Below are 12,963 nucleotides of genomic sequence, written 5' to 3'. Positions count from 1 at the left end.
GCACTTAAGTTGTTGCAGGTACTTTCACACTCATGAAATGGTCACTCATAAAGTCGAGTCAATAGCCAATTTTTTCAAAATTAAACCTTCATTAGTATATGTTTTTATCTTGCATTTACAGTATACGACATTAACATTTTAAAAAAACATTTTTTTACTTTTAATATTGTTAAAAGTTTAACGAACTGGAGAGGTGGGAATAGTTGATGTATTGAAAAGAACGAAATTGCTTTTGAGAGGATGGATAACTTGGATATTATTGAACGAGTCATTCAATTAGCCAATAACAATGTAGCAGAAGGCGGCAGACCTTTTTCATGTATCATTACGCGTGGGGATGAAATTATCGCTGAACGCGCAAACCAAGTTGCGCAAACAAATGATCCCACTGCACATGCAGAAACTCTTGCTATTCAAGACGCCTGTAAAAAGCTCGGAACTGAACATTTAACAGATTGCGAGATTTACATACTGGCCAGTCCGTGTCCAATGTGTTTAGGCGCGATGTATTATTGCAGCCCGCAAAAAGTCACTTACATCACAACTAGAGAAGAGTACAAAACCTATTACCGTGACGATCGAAAATATTTTGAGTTAGAAAATTTTTACGATGAGTTCTCAAAATCCACCGATGCGCGACGCCTTCCGATGACACAAGTTGATCATTCGGAAAGATTAGCCCCTTATAAACTGTGGAACGAAAAACATGGTACAAATAAAGCATAGAAAAACAAACACCCCGGTCTAAGCACTTATCAAAAGTGCTTAGACCGGGGTGTTTTTAATTTGGATATGACTTTACATTATGAACAGGTGAACATATAAAGGTAAACTGTCACTTAATTTTACCTATTGATAAGTTAATACGATAATTTCCGTATGTTAAAAGACGTTCGAGGAACATCTCCAGCTCTTCATTCGAACCAAAATGCCCAGTCAATAAATAACAGCCATCTCCGCTCGTACGGTGCGCTTCAGAGATGGCCTCTTGTGCTTTAAAAAAGTCATGAAAGGTTTTGTGATCCGTCGTTTCGACGAAGAACGTGATAAATGCTGTGATCGGCTGTATTAGCTTTACGCGATTTATGGCGATTGTGTACTGTTCAATAATCCCCATATCTTCCAACCTTCGAATCCGATTTCCCACAGCTTGCCCAGTCATGTGTACTTTTTGTCCAATTTCTTTCCACTGTATTCTGGAGTTTTCTTTTAATAATGCCAGTATCTCAAAATCTATGTGATCAATGATAATTCCCAACCCTTTCATCATGAAAGTTGAACGTCAAAAAGCGATTCGCCAACTTATTCTTCTTTTGTCTACGACTATCTATACTTGGTTTATATCCTGTTTCACTAATTGTTTAGCCATATACATTTAGTTCATTCCTAAAGAAATAAGATATAAACCAAAAGGAGGTTATATGAATGTTACTACAGGAAATTTTAGAGCACAATGACCAGTTCGTAGCAAAAAAAGAATACGTACCTTATGAAACTACTAAAATGCCACAAAAGCGAATGGTTGTCGTGTCATGCATGGACGCTCGTTTAATTGAGTTGCTTCCAAAAGCGTTAGATATACACAATGGGGATGCCAAGATTATTAAAAATGCAGGCGGAACTATTAGCCATGCGTTCGGCAGCATTATGCGCAGTATTGTTACTTCAGTATACGAACTGAATGCTGAAGAGATTTACATTATTGGACATCATGGATGCGGCATGAGCCAAAGCAATCCACAAGGAACACTGCAAAAGATGGTCGATCGCGGTGTGACTTCTCCGATGGTTCTTTCTGCTATCGAATATGCGGGTGTTGACCTGCACAAATGGTTGTTCGGATTTGATGACGTCGTTGACTCCATAACTGCGAACACCGAATTAGTTCGAAACCATCCACTCATTCCTAAAGATATTCCCGTACACGGTCTTGTTATTGACCCGCAGACAGGAAAACTAGATGTCATCGTTGATGGATACAAAGATTTAGCAAGATCTGTTGAATTGGAGCAATCACTCTAGAAAGACGTTTTGTTGTCAGTGTCTTATACTAAAAATCGGTAAAATACAGTGCACACTAGAGGAGATGCCCAGGAGCATCCGTTCCACTTATATCAAAATAAATGAAATGAAAAGGGAGTTTTTATAAATGAATAGAAAAGAAGCAACTCAAAAAATACTTGATGCTAAATTTGCAAAAGGATTAACATGGAACGAAATCGCTATGGAAAGTGAAAATGCTGAAAGTTGGATCGTCACTGCTTTATTAGGACAAGCTACAATGACTCGTCCAGAAGCTGAAAAAATGGGAACATTATTAGATCTTGATGAAGAAGTCGTACAAGCTTTGACGCAAATCCCATTCCGAGGCGACGCCATACAAATGCCCCCTACTGATCCAGGTCTATATCGTTTGTACGAAATGGTATTGGTATACGGTCCTACCATTAAAGAACTCATCCAAGAAAAATTTGGCGAAGGCATTATGAGTGCGATTGATTTTGAACTGGATATGCAGAAAAAAGAAGATCCAAAAGGAGATCGTGTCGTTCTAACATTGAACGGAAAGTTCTTACCTTATAGAAAGTGGTAATGAATTACTATAGTATGGAATAGAGTTAGTGTAGTTTTTTTAACGCACGTTCGCATTAGAAAAAGCTATACAGCAAATAAATAGATAGATAGAGGAACCAGTATATGCTCAATAACATAAGCAAGCAAAAGTCTGTTCTAATTATCTTCGCTATTTTTGCGATATCTATCAATATGAGACCCGCCATCACATCAATTGGTCCCATGCTTGAAACGATTCGTGAGCAACTGACCTTGTCTAATGCACAAGTTAGTTTGTTGACGGCGGTTCCAGTTATTTGTATGGGTGTTTTTGCCACGATGGCTCCCGTATTAAACCGGAAATTCGGATTAAAACGGACGATTTATGCGATGCTCATTTTGATTGGACTCATGACTGCGTTACGAGGTTTTGTTTCCAGCTTTATCGTTTTAATCGGGACCGCATTAATTATTGGTATCGCGATTGCGGTAATTGGCCCCCTTCTTTCCGCGATGATTAAACAGTATTTCCCGGATCGCGCGGCAGCCGTCATTGGCGTTTACTCACTCGGTATGGGAGTAGGTTCTGCAGCTAGTGCCGGATTAACCGTTGTGTTTTTTGATAGAACCGGGTCCTACTTGTTGGCGCTTAGTAGTTGGTCTGTGCTGACACTTTTTGGTTTAGTTGCGTGGTTTTTCGCGATGAAAGGACCTATCGAAGTACGTCAACTCGATTCCGTTGTCGCGAAAGAGCATCAGAAAAAAATACGATCTCCGTGGAAAACACGCAAGGCCTGGCTATTTTTATTATTCTTCGGGTTACAGTCATCTGCGTTTTTCTCGATCATTACATGGCTCGCACCAATTGCGGTTGCGGCTGGAATGACCTTGCTGCAGGCAGGATTGTTGCTTAGCATTATGACGACCGTTCAACTGTTTTTGAACATCCTTCTACCGTTGCTCATGGAGCGTTTTCCCGCACGGAAGTTTTGGTTGTTGCTTATGCTAGTTGCAGGGACGCTCGCAGTCGCCTTGTTTTGGACAGGGATTCATCCACTCATGTGGACAGGTGCCTTTATTATGGGTATTCCGCTTGGCGGATTGTTCCCGATTGCCCTGCTGTTGCCACTGGATGAAACAAAGACAGCTGAAGAAGCTAGTTCCTGGACGGCCATGATGCAAACCGGTGGATTTATCATAGGTGGACTATTGCCACTTTTGATTGCAGTTGTTTACGACGTGACCGCAAATCATCAGTATACGTTCGGTATTATCTTGTCGCTATACGTAATGATGTTCATCTTGACGTTTATGATTGGTGATAAAAAAGTACGTGAAGATCACTAAAAAAGTACAACCCCCACAAAGAAAATAATTCTTTGTGGGGGTTATGCTGTTCACATCGATTATTTCGTATTCGGCTATTGCTGGGAAATCAGACTTTAATCAACGGTCAATCAATTTTTTACTAGTACTTACTCTTTCCAATAATTATTAGCTGCAGCTACTGTTTGAAAATTGATCGCCACCACTTGGGAAGCTAAAGTTAAACTATCTGCGTTACTTGCGTAGACTGGACGTAACTTTTTACGGATACTTTCATCTGGTTGCGTCATTCCTACAGCTTTCCGTGCCAATTTCACTGCTAATTCGTACCCTTCCTCAGGTGTATCCGTCTTTAACGTTGGTAACCACGATTCTCGACTCATCTAAATCCCTCCTAAAAATTCTTCGTTCGATTTCTAACATATTCGGTTTACTGCTTCATCTACTGCTAAAATTTTCAAAATAAACGTGAACAACACTTATAAATGATCTAATATTAACACACTTTTCAGAAAACTTAAAAGAGATTCTAATACCAAGCTGCGCGTTTGCTTACTAACTGATTTAGTTACCTCCCTTTTGTTTTTTTCGATCGAGAATTAGCCAAATATAATAAGTAATCACTCCAATAATCACCATTAACGTCGGGATCAGCTGAAGCTCATTCGGTAAAAATAGATACAATAAGATTGCTCCGATGATTAACGGGATCATTGTAGCAAAATAGACGCGTACTCTGTTATTTTTAAAACTCATATCAAACCGATTCATAGTTTTCTCCCTCTTTTCACCAATTTCATTAAGTTAAAAAAGACAACCTGGAAGATACACTGATATCTTCTAGGTTGTCTTTTCAGTTCACACTTATTCTTCAATCACTTGCTTAGACTTACGAATAAGAGCCATCACGCCCGCAATAAGATAAAAGAGTCCAGCCAAAATACCGGCTCCACTTGTAACAATTGCGACGATCACTGCGGTCGCAATAAAGATGATGCCAGCCACTACCCGCTTTTCGTTGCCTTTTAGTAAAACGATCGCAACAATCCCTAAAATCACGGCCACAACAGAAGCGATTGCGAACAACCAGCCGCCCGTCCCTAATGCATCTAGCATAACTTCCATATCGCTCATACCAAGTTCAGGATTTTGTTCAATCGTTTCATTGAACACCTCTTCCATTAACCCTTTATTATTCTGAAGCCAAATCATAAACCCACCTAAAGCTGCGGTAAACGCGTAACCCAAGGCACCGATAACGGCTAATACAATTTCTGCTGTTCGTTTCATCATCATCCTCCTAATGTTAATCCTATACTTGATTTATTGTCCTGCAATGTCCCGTTTAGTAAACGCAGTCCACGCTGCACCAATGAACAAGGCGAAATAGACCAACAAAACGACAATCGAGAACGTTAGTGTCATGCCTTCAATCAGTGGCTCTGCACCGTCCATATATTGCTTTAAATTCGTATTGGCGAACAAAATGTACTTAGACCATCCGTACTGTGAGAGGAACGCAACAATCGCATTGCCCGCCATCATTAAGAAAATCGCTAAGCCAATTGCCATGCTACTGCTTCTAAAAATGGCAGAAATCATAAATGCGAAAGTTGCCATCATAACGAGTGTTATGAGACTCAATCCGTAATCTTGCACAATTTCACCTAACACGCCATTTTGGCCAAAGCCACCCGCTTGTTGCTGCACGATAGAAGGATTCACCCCGTTAAGGCCGAATAGTATGGCTCCAACAACTAAAGAAGTGACAAGCAGGAAAACGAGCAACGTCAGTGCGAAAATTAGCACCGAGGCATATTTGGAAAACAAAATCTTAGTGCGTGAAATCGGACGAATAAGCAATAGCTTTATCGTGCCCCATTTAAATTCATTTGAAATAATTCCTGCTGCGACAATAATGGTAAACAAGCTAATGACTGATGAAAGAAAACTATTTTCTAACACATATTCCCAGCCGTCATAAGGCTGCGGTTTAATATTGTTTTCTAGATAATAGTTGTTTTCTTCAATAATCACCGGATTGGAAAATTGCAGAAATTCATCTTCCTCCATTTCAGTCGCCAGCTGTGCATTTTCCGCCTGCACTTCTTCCTGCCAATTGTCGCCGTATTCTTTAAAATCAGTTTCAGGACCCATAAATTTGGTTATCAGTCCGCCGCCTATAACAATAAGTGCTAAAACAATAAACATAATCCATGTCGATTTTTGGGCATATAATTTGATTTGCTCGTTCCAGATTAAGTTCATAAAATTACTCAATGGTATTCTCTCCAATCAAGTCGAAAAATTTATCTTCTAACGTTGCTTGTAACACACGAACACCGTAAATATTAATTCCTTGTTCGATTAAACTCTTTAAAACAGCGGGAATTTCTTCGTGTTTAATGGATATGGACAGCTCTTTTGCCGTCACTCCAATTTTATTTGTGGTCTGCGTTTCCAAATAGATTTTAGCAGATTCAAGTGGCTCTGCTTCAATGAATACTTCTTTTAACGCTTCATCGTTTTGGACGCTCCGAACCGCTTCAATCGCAATCAATTCCCCGTTTTTAATGACACCAATCCGGTCACACATCAATTCAATTTCTGTTAGTAAATGACTCGATACGATGACCGCGACATTTTCTTTTTCAGCTAAATTGCGGATGTATTTACGAATTTCTCGAATTCCAGAAGGATCGAGACCGTTAGTCGGCTCATCTAGTATCAAAATCGACGGTCCGTGCAGCAATGCTTGTGCAATCCCTAGACGCTGACGCATACCGAGTGAATACCTTCCTACTTTTTCATGAATCGCATGTTCCAACCCAACGAGTGAAATTACTTGTTTCATGCGATCTTCCGTAACGTCGTTAACCATTCGTGCATATTGCTTTAAGTTGTTCCAACCACTTAAAAATGGGTACATTTCGGGATTTTCGACAATTGCCCCAACATGTTGAATGGCTCCTTTAAAATCGGTTTTAATGCTTTTTCCTTCAATCAGCACATCACCTTCTGTAATATCGATTAAGCCGACCATCATGCGAATGGTTGTCGTCTTGCCCGCTCCGTTTGGCCCTAAAAATCCAAACACTTCTCCTGCTTGAATTTCAAAATCTAGCCCTTTAATAATTGGCTTTTTCCCAATGGTCTTTTTTAAGTTGACCAATTGCATTGCTGGTTTTGACATAAACTCGCCTCCATAAATTTTCTTCCCTTTACTTTACGAACCAAAAGAAGGAAAGTTCCTATAATTGGGAAATTAGATAAAAAAAAAGCGAAGTAATTCTCTCTTGCGGCTCGCTGCTTTCTACAGGATTACAATTTTTTAGTCCCAATTTGCTTGAACTCGTCTGATTAAGGATATAGTAGCAGTACTAGATAATTTTTTCACCAGCTTTAGAAAACGTCTCGATAGGCTGGAACAAAATTCGATCAACTCATTGCAGTTGCGTTTCTCTATTCTTTATCGACACTTCCTTAAATTAAACGAATACATTCTCATACCAATTAGTTGTTCTATTCGATAGGAGGTCTTCATCGTGAAACCACAAGTATTAATCGTAGGAGCAGGTCCAACAGGACTTGATCTTGCTTACAGCCTAGCACGCTTTCATATTCCTTTTCGGATCATCGAAAAAAAGTCCGGAACCGGTACAGCGTCTCGTGCACTCGCTGTGCATGCACGGATATTAGAGCATTACCAACAGCTCGGCTTATCTAATAGAATCGTCAGGAAAGGGCAACCCATTTTATCGCTCGATTTGAGTGATGGGAAAGAAGTCAAAGCCAATTTGAAATTTCACGATTTTGGTAAAGGCTTGAGCCCATTTCCATTAATCCTCAGCTTGCCTCAAGATGAACACGAAGAAATTCTTGTTGATGAATTGAAAAAACTCGGAATTAGCGTGGAGTGGAATACGGAACTGTCTTCTTTTGTAGACACCGGAGAAGGCATACGCGCGGTTTTAAAAAAAGAAGGAGCCCCTGAAGAAACTGCTGATTTCGCTTATTTATGCGGATGCGACGGTGCGGGAAGTACGGTACGAAAAGGACTAAACTTTGAATTTCCCGGTGGTACGTATAAGCAGTTATTTTTCGTCGCCGATGTCGAAACCGAAAAATCAGAAGTGGAAATGGAAAAAATGGATATGTATATGGATGATGACGGTTTTATGTTGTATATGTCTGTAAGAAACGCACACACAAAAAGGATACTTGGAGTTGTGCCTGAGGAACTCAGTGAGATTCCGGATGTTGAATACCACCATATGAGCGATTATATCGAAAGGAAAATTGGAGTAAAAACGTCACAGGTCAACTGGTTTTCTACTTATCGCGTCCACTACCGCGTCAGTGAGCATTTTTCCAAAGGACGTTGCTTTATATTAGGTGACGCAGGACACCTTCATAGCCCTGCAGGCGGACAAGGCATGAATACGGGTATTGGCGATGCCTTCAATTTATCTTGGAAGCTCGCAGCAGTGCTCCATGGAAAAGCTGCCTCATCCTTACTCGAAACTTATGAAACGGAGCGGATTGCTTTTGCGCGGAGATTGGTTGCGACTACTGATAAAGCCTTTCAAACCATCATCAATCAAAAGCTTCGCGGCACTTTATTGCGTAAGTTTATCGTACCGTATGTCGTGCCTTCGTTATTCAAATTTTCGCTTACTAAACTGAATGCCTTTAAAGTGTTATCTCAAATTCACATTAATTACCGGGACAGTGCCTTAAGTAAAGGAAAAGCGGGAAAAATTTTTGGAGGTATGCGTTTGCCATGGATCGAACTTGCTGACAGCAGTAACTTTCAAGCCTTGCAATCGGTTGATTGGCAAATCCATATTTATGGCAAAGCCAGTCAAGAACTAAAAGACTTCGCTGACATGCAGTCGCTTGAGGTCCATGAATTTGCGTGGCAAGCTACTATGAAAAAAGCAGGATTTCAGCAAAATGCATTGTATCTTGTTCGCCCGGATGGTCACGTCGCTTTAGCGAGTACAGCGCAAGACATTGACGCGTTGAAAAACTATTTGGCTAGTTTTGAAATAATCGCTTTTCATGCATTGTGATTTTACAGTTCAACAAAACAGAGAATCCTGCCGATAGTTAAACTCGACAGGATTCTCTGTTTGATTATTTCTACTGTTATTGCTCAAGTATCTCTTCAATTTCATTTTTAATAACCGATACTTGCGGTCCGTATACAACCTGTACACCTGTTCCGTTCATAATAATTCCTTTACTACCCGTCGCAGGAAATGCCTCTTTTTGTACAAGTTCTGGATCTTTAACCGTTACCCTTAAGCGAGTTGCACAATTATCCAGATCCACGATATTTGCTTGTCCGCCAAATGCCTCAATGATTGTATGTGGACGGCTCTGTTGCGGATCAACCGAAACCGCATTTGCTGCGGGTGCGTCCATTTTTTCATCTTCACGACCTGGCGTTTTGAAATTGAATTTCTTAATCAAAAATTTGAATACAAAATAATACATGAAGAACCAAACAATCCCAAGCGGAATCACATATATCCAGTTTGTTTTATCCTGACCTTGTAACACTCCAAATAAGATAAAGTCAATAAATCCTCCTGAGAACGTTTGACCAATTGTGATATTAAAAATATCCGCCATCATGAAGGCTAGACCATCAAAAATCGCATGAACTAAATACAAGACCGGCGCGATAAAGAGGAAAGAGAATTCTAATGGTTCGGTAATTCCCGTTAAAAACGAAGTCAATGCTGCAGATAACATAAGCCCGCCCACGACTTTTTTGTTTTCAGGTTTTGCCGTATGATAAATTGCTAATGCAGCACCTAACAAACCAAACATCATCGTAATAAAGCGACCAGACATAAAGCGTGATGTTCCTTCAAAAAAGTGAGTAGTCGAAGGATCACTCAACTGAGCAAAGAAAATGTTCTGTGTTCCTTGTACGAGCTGACCACCAATTTCAAGTGACCCGCCAATCCCCGTTTGCCAAAAGGGCAGATAAAAAATGTGATGCAATCCAAAAGGACCAAGCATTCGTAGAATAAAGCCGTAAATGAAAGTGCCAATAACACCCGTTGCGTTAACTAAACCGCCTGCCTGAGTAATCAAGTGCTGGAATAGCGGCCAAATAAAATACAACGCCGTTCCTAATAGAATGGCCGAAAAAGCAGTCACAATCGGAATAAAACGAGAGCCTCCGAAGAATCCTAAGTACTGGGGCAACTCAATTTTATTAAATCGGTTATGCAACAGCCCTGTCATGATCCCAACCATAATTCCGCCGAACACACCCATCTCGAGCGTTTGAATACCAAGCGCCATCCCTTGTCCAGCGCCGGATAACGCCTCAACAGCAAGTTCATCGTTGATGATTAAAATCCCATTAATTGATGCGTTCATCACGAGGTAGCCGATAAGTGCAGCAAGACCGGCCGTCCCTTTGTCTGAACGTGCTAAACCAATAGCAATCCCGACTGCGAAAATAACAGGCAAGTTCGCAAAAATAATGCTTCCTGCACTACTCATAATTGTAAATATCGCTTGTAAGAATGCGATATCTAGAAACGGGTAAGTACTTACTGTATTCGGGTTCGATAGAGATCCACCAATTCCAAGCAGTAATCCTGCTGCTGGTAGTATCGCAATGGGCAACATAAATGACTTTCCAAATTGCTGTGCTTTTCCAAATAAATTTTTCAACTTACAAACCCCCTTGATGATTTACATTAGATAATTTCGATTCTGCATACTGCGTACCAAAATTAGATTTCATTTTCAGTAACAGCTAGAAGCTAAAATATTCTATGCTACTCTTTTTGACAACCTCAACTTTTCCCATCACACCATCAACCAAAGAACAACTACTAAAAGAAATAGTACATCTAATCGCGCACTATACTTTTACGTTTTATTTATTCAAACTTGCAACAAAACGTTTGGTGATTTCTCTTGGCCGCGTAATAGCAGATCCTACGATACACGCATGAGCTCCATAAGCCATCGCTCTTTCTAATTCTTCCGGCTTCCAGTATCCTCCTTCTGCCATTACCGGTGTATCTATTGCTTCAGCAAGAGATTTGATCAGGTCGGTATTCGGTAGCACGTGGTCTTTTGTGTAATCCGTGTATCCCGATAATGTAGTTGCCACTAAGTCAAAGCCCAGCTTACTTGCTTTTACACCTTCTTCGAACGTTGAAATGTCTGCCATTAACACAACATCTGGAAAAATTTGACGAACCTCTACATAAAATTCATCCAGTCGCTGTCCGTTTGGCCGCAACTGATCTGTTGCATCAAGAGCAATGATTTCTGCTCCTGATTTCACCACTTCTTCGACTTCTTTTAACGTTGCTGTGATGAATACTTTGCTGTCATCGTAATCTCGCTTAACAATGCCGATAACTGGCAAATTGACTGATTTTTTAATGGCACTGATATCTTCGTAACCATTAGCTCTAATGCCTACTGCTCCACCTTCTTGAGCTGCCGCTGCTAGTCTAGACATGATATAAGAGCTGTGTAGCGGTTCGTCTTCTAATGCTTGACAAGAGACAATTAGACCACCCTTTAGTTTTGCTAACAATAATTGTTTATCCATAATGACTACTCCTTAATGTTTAATAAAGTTTATTTGCTGTGTTTTCCGAAATTTTTAGTTGTATTACTTTTGCTTCTTGTTCATTTTTCAACGCTAATCCTGTGCAAATAAGATCAATTAAAAATAACTGCGATATTTTTGAAATGAGCGATCCACTGTCTAATGGGCTTTCTTTTGAAGAAGATAGTAAGACTAAATCAGCGAATTTTGTTAAAGGGGATTTTGTATAGCTCGTCAAAGCAATAACTGTTGCTCCGTTCGATTTCGAAGCACTTACGGCGTCTACAATGTCTTTTGTACTGCCTGTCAAACTAACCGCAATAACGACCGTTTTTTCCGTCATAGAAGCTGCCCGCATCATTTGGAAATGCGAATCGGTGATGATACTTGAATTTTTTCCGATACGCATCAACCTATTTTGCATGTCTAGTGCTGCAATTCCTGATGAACCAATACCAAAAATCACAAGATCTTCAGAAGCTGCTATTTTAATGATGGCTTGGTCTAGCAAATCTTCTTCTACCACTGCAGCAGTATCTGTAATTACTTGAATCACATTATTTTTCACTTTATCAACATAGGTGTTTTCTACCGCATCGATTGTGGTTAATGAAAGTTCTTGAGCAAGCATAAACTTGAAGTCTTGGAAGCCCTTGTAGTCTAATTTTCTAAAGAACCGCAATAATGTAGCTTCTGCCACAACACACGCTTCTGCCATTTCTGTTAAAGAGTGATAAAGAACTTTCTCTTTGTTCGCCAAAATGTATTCGTAAATTTTTATATCTGATTTTGTGAAGTCTGCTTTCATTTGTGCCATTAATAGCGTCGGTTTAAGACCGACCAACTTTGTTTGTGTTTTCATTTAGCAACTCACCTCACTTATCGAAATTCATATTTTTTGCAGCCCGATAAATTCTAAAAATGTTTCAATTCTTTAATGAAAGTGCTTACAAATAATGAAAGCTGACTTTCATTATTTATTTATTTTTGACAAAGAACCTTCACTAAGTTATTGTAAGTATACTTTTATGAGAGTTTTCTGTCAATATTTTTTAAAATTTGATAGTTAGTTGTCAGCAAATCACCTTAAAGAATCAGCTACATAAACTATTCTAATGGTTCGTTTGCCACTCACTTTCGAGTTATCAGGATACTAATCGGTCTTGCATATCCTGGCACAAGTTTTTAGGTAAGAAAAAGCAGCAAGGAAAACGCCCTTGCTGCTTTTAGAAATAATAATGGATAGCTACTGTAGACTGATTTCTTCTGGTTTCCGAAACAAGATTCACACGTAGAATAGGCTTCATTTTTTAAGTAGACCTTGATTTCAGTCATCCTTCTTCTTTTTGGATAACACATTTTAATATGTACGATTTCCCCGCCTTCTCTTTCTCTTTTGCATACTAAGCATATTGATTTTTCGTCGAACCATAGATTTGCCTCTGTGAGTAATATTTTAGATATGCTGCTTTCTTTATGATTGG

Annotated in this window: 14 protein-coding genes; 5 read left to right on the top strand and 9 right to left on the bottom strand. The window is 39.7% G+C overall.

Annotation, left to right across the window (positions count from 1 at the left end; genetic code table 11):
• Positions 1-240 precede the first annotated feature (240 nt).
• The gene (locus AUO94_RS10140) at positions 241-726 is read left to right on the top strand and encodes a nucleoside deaminase (RefSeq protein ID WP_058384100.1); all 486 of its coding nucleotides are present in this window, start codon (positions 241-243) and stop codon (positions 724-726) included.
• 109 nt (positions 727-835) lie between these two features.
• On the opposite strand, the gene AUO94_RS10135 is transcribed toward AUO94_RS10140, so the two are convergent.
• Positions 836-1,267, bottom strand: a complete 432-nt coding sequence (locus tag AUO94_RS10135; RefSeq protein ID WP_058386820.1) for an Lrp/AsnC family transcriptional regulator — start codon at positions 1,265-1,267, stop codon at positions 836-838.
• Positions 1,268-1,425: 158 nt separating this feature from the next.
• Between AUO94_RS10135 and AUO94_RS10130 the strand changes: the two genes are divergently transcribed.
• The 3 genes from AUO94_RS10130 (at position 1,426) to AUO94_RS10120 (ending at position 3,900) form a co-directional block, all read left to right on the top strand.
• Positions 1,426-2,022: a beta-class carbonic anhydrase gene (locus tag AUO94_RS10130; RefSeq protein WP_058384099.1), complete on the top strand. Its 597-nt coding sequence runs from the start codon at positions 1,426-1,428 to the stop codon at positions 2,020-2,022.
• A 127-nt stretch (positions 2,023-2,149) separates the two neighbouring features.
• Entirely contained in the window at positions 2,150-2,593 is a 444-nt protein-coding gene (cynS, locus tag AUO94_RS10125; RefSeq protein ID WP_058384098.1) for a cyanase, read from the top strand.
• A gap of 104 nt (positions 2,594-2,697) precedes the next feature.
• Positions 2,698-3,900 carry an MFS transporter gene (locus tag AUO94_RS10120; RefSeq protein ID WP_071152776.1) on the top strand — a complete coding sequence of 401 codons (1,203 nt, stop codon included), beginning with the start codon at positions 2,698-2,700 and terminating at the stop codon, positions 3,898-3,900.
• A gap of 128 nt (positions 3,901-4,028) precedes the next feature.
• Here the strand turns inward: AUO94_RS10120 and AUO94_RS10115 are convergent, their stop codons facing one another.
• The 5 genes from AUO94_RS10115 to AUO94_RS10095 form a co-directional block, all read right to left on the bottom strand.
• A complete protein-coding gene (locus AUO94_RS10115) occupies positions 4,029-4,262 on the bottom strand; it encodes a hexameric tyrosine-coordinated heme protein (RefSeq protein WP_058384097.1) in 234 nt (77 codons plus the stop codon).
• Positions 4,263-4,443: 181 nt separating this feature from the next.
• Complete coding sequence (locus tag AUO94_RS10110; RefSeq protein ID WP_058384096.1) at positions 4,444-4,650, bottom strand: hypothetical protein; 207 nt, start codon at positions 4,648-4,650, stop codon at positions 4,444-4,446.
• Between the two features lie 93 nt (positions 4,651-4,743).
• Positions 4,744-5,169, bottom strand: a complete 426-nt coding sequence (locus AUO94_RS10105) for a DUF4064 domain-containing protein (protein WP_058384095.1) — start codon at positions 5,167-5,169, stop codon at positions 4,744-4,746.
• A 33-nt stretch (positions 5,170-5,202) separates the two neighbouring features.
• Positions 5,203-6,159, bottom strand: coding sequence for an ABC transporter permease (locus AUO94_RS10100; protein WP_058384094.1), 957 nt, complete (start codon positions 6,157-6,159; stop codon positions 5,203-5,205).
• Entirely contained in the window at positions 6,152-7,072 is a 921-nt protein-coding gene (locus tag AUO94_RS10095) for an ABC transporter ATP-binding protein (protein ID WP_058384093.1), read from the bottom strand. Before AUO94_RS10095 ends, AUO94_RS10100 begins: the two co-directional genes overlap by 8 nt.
• A 352-nt stretch (positions 7,073-7,424) precedes the next feature.
• Here AUO94_RS10095 and AUO94_RS10090 point away from each other — a divergent pair, with 352 nt between their 5' ends.
• Positions 7,425-8,954 (top strand): FAD-dependent monooxygenase, encoded by a 1,530-nt coding sequence (locus AUO94_RS10090; protein ID WP_058384092.1) that lies wholly within the window; start codon positions 7,425-7,427, stop codon positions 8,952-8,954.
• Between the two features lie 76 nt (positions 8,955-9,030).
• On the opposite strand, the gene AUO94_RS10085 is transcribed toward AUO94_RS10090, so the two are convergent.
• The 3 genes from AUO94_RS10085 to AUO94_RS10075 all read right to left on the bottom strand — a co-directional run bounded on the left by AUO94_RS10085 (position 9,031) and on the right by AUO94_RS10075 (position 12,341).
• Entirely contained in the window at positions 9,031-10,581 is a 1,551-nt protein-coding gene (locus AUO94_RS10085; protein ID WP_058384091.1) for a PTS transporter subunit EIIC, read from the bottom strand.
• Positions 10,582-10,789: 208 nt separating this feature from the next.
• Positions 10,790-11,479, bottom strand: a complete 690-nt coding sequence (locus tag AUO94_RS10080; protein WP_058384090.1) for an N-acetylmannosamine-6-phosphate 2-epimerase — start codon at positions 11,477-11,479, stop codon at positions 10,790-10,792.
• Positions 11,480-11,498: 19 nt separating this feature from the next.
• Positions 11,499-12,341: a MurR/RpiR family transcriptional regulator gene (locus AUO94_RS10075; RefSeq protein WP_058384089.1), complete on the bottom strand. Its 843-nt coding sequence runs from the start codon at positions 12,339-12,341 to the stop codon at positions 11,499-11,501.
• Between the last annotated feature and the right edge of the window lie 622 nt (positions 12,342-12,963).

The sequence above is a fragment of the Planococcus kocurii genome (assembly GCF_001465835.2).
Classification (GTDB): domain Bacteria; phylum Bacillota; class Bacilli; order Bacillales_A; family Planococcaceae; genus Planococcus; species Planococcus kocurii.
This window is presented reverse-complemented; position numbering and strand designations above follow the sequence as displayed.

Bases quoted from the DNA above. Each gene is read 5' to 3' on its own strand.
- AUO94_RS10075 (WP_058384089.1), bottom strand. From the start codon at position 12,341: ATGAAAACACAAACAAAGTTGGTCGGTCTTAAACCGACGCTATTAATG.
- AUO94_RS10135 (WP_058386820.1), bottom strand. From the start codon at position 1,267: ATGAAAGGGTTGGGAATTATCATTGATCACATAGATTTTGAGATACTG.
- AUO94_RS10130 (WP_058384099.1), top strand. From the start codon at position 1,426: ATGTTACTACAGGAAATTTTAGAGCACAATGACCAGTTCGTAGCAAAA.
- AUO94_RS10115 (WP_058384097.1), bottom strand. From the start codon at position 4,262: ATGAGTCGAGAATCGTGGTTACCAACGTTAAAGACGGATACACCTGAG.
- AUO94_RS10095 (WP_058384093.1), bottom strand. From the start codon at position 7,072: ATGTCAAAACCAGCAATGCAATTGGTCAACTTAAAAAAGACCATTGGG.
- AUO94_RS10110 (WP_058384096.1), bottom strand. From the start codon at position 4,650: ATGAATCGGTTTGATATGAGTTTTAAAAATAACAGAGTACGCGTCTAT.
- AUO94_RS10120 (WP_071152776.1), top strand. From the start codon at position 2,698: ATGCTCAATAACATAAGCAAGCAAAAGTCTGTTCTAATTATCTTCGCT.
- cynS (WP_058384098.1), top strand. From the start codon at position 2,150: ATGAATAGAAAAGAAGCAACTCAAAAAATACTTGATGCTAAATTTGCA.
- AUO94_RS10105 (WP_058384095.1), bottom strand. From the start codon at position 5,169: ATGAAACGAACAGCAGAAATTGTATTAGCCGTTATCGGTGCCTTGGGT.
- AUO94_RS10080 (WP_058384090.1), bottom strand. From the start codon at position 11,479: ATGGATAAACAATTATTGTTAGCAAAACTAAAGGGTGGTCTAATTGTC.
- AUO94_RS10140 (WP_058384100.1), top strand. From the start codon at position 241: ATGGATAACTTGGATATTATTGAACGAGTCATTCAATTAGCCAATAAC.